General features: G+C 33.0%; 2 protein-coding genes. Both read left to right on the top strand.

What is annotated here, in order from left to right; all coding sequences use genetic code 11:
- Window positions 1–350: glycosyltransferase (locus tag ACQR30_RS04270; protein WP_429731750.1), on the top strand; the 350-nt coding region annotated here is incomplete at its 5' end.
- Window positions 351–361: 11 nt separating this feature from the next.
- The coding region (locus ACQR30_RS04265) for a hypothetical protein (protein ID WP_429731747.1) at window positions 362–1243 on the top strand (882 nt) is incomplete at its 3' end.

The raw sequence follows: 1243 nt of genomic DNA, 5'->3' as shown, positions 1-1243 counted from the left end.
AAAAAGAAGTGGCAAGACTTTATAACGAACATGAAACACACGTTTTAGCAAGTTGGTTTGAAACAACGGGGTTAAGCACTTTAGAAGCTGCCGTGTGCGGATGCAATATTGTGATAACCGATAAGGGAGACACCAAAGAATATTTTCAAGACGTTGGATATTATTGCGATCCGGCAGATACTCGTAGCATTCGTGAAGCCATAGAACAAGCAATGAACAGTGCAAAAAACAAAGACTTTCCTAAAAAAATAATTCGAGAAAATAACTGGGAACAAACCGCTAAAAAAACATATGACGCATATGTAAATGTTATGAATAAATATAAGAAAACGAATAAATCTTTCATATAAACACACCAACCATGTTATTGGACTTCACAAAACGGAGCAGCTATAATAAAGTTTATCTCGCCCTAACGATAATGCTATTTATTTCCGATATCATTGGACAGAAAGCTACTACGATTAATAGTATCACATTAATATTATTATTTATAACACTTTTATTAGAGGGGAATTTTAGAGAGAAAGCCAATCGTTTATATAAAGAGCCATTGTTTTATATTATATCATGTTATTTCTTACTATGCTTGTTGAGTATCTTTGTTTCCAAAGATGTATCCCACGCCAAATTTATTGCACAGCGTGAAATGTCCATATTTGTAGTTCCTATTATATTTCTATCAAAAGAAAGTTTCCCGAAACGATATATCTTGTTTCTCTTTAAATGTTTTATCATTTCAGCATTTGTTTGGATGTGTACTGCTACAATACTTGCGTCAAATGAATATATCACCGGTGGAGATTATCATGTTTTTTTTTATCATAGCCTGGTAGAAAAAGTGGATTCAACAGCTATTTATGCTTCCATGGTTTGTATAATAAGTATTATCTTGATTGCCTCCGTCCCTTTTCCTGCGAAGCTCAAGTCATTTTTGTATCTCGCGTTTACAGTATGGATAATACTGCTTTCATCAAGAATGTTTTTGTTCATTTATACTATTCTTCTTGTTACATATATTTTTCGCCTGTTAAATGGCAGATATCGACTGATAGCTATTGGGATTAGCATTGCTGTGGTACTTACCTTATATATGACAAAGAACCCAATAAAAGATCGCTTTGAAGATCTGGGAAAATTCAAAACTGCTTATCTATCTGACAAAAAGTTTAACAACAATATTTATTTCGACGGATTAAGCCTTCGTTTACTCTACGTTAGGTATTCTTTTGAAATAATGAGA

The organism is Arachidicoccus sp. (assembly GCF_050436765.1).
GTDB lineage: Bacteria > Bacteroidota > Bacteroidia > Chitinophagales > Chitinophagaceae > Arachidicoccus.
Note: the sequence above shows the minus strand (reverse complement) of the source record. Positions and strands in the feature narration are given on the sequence as shown.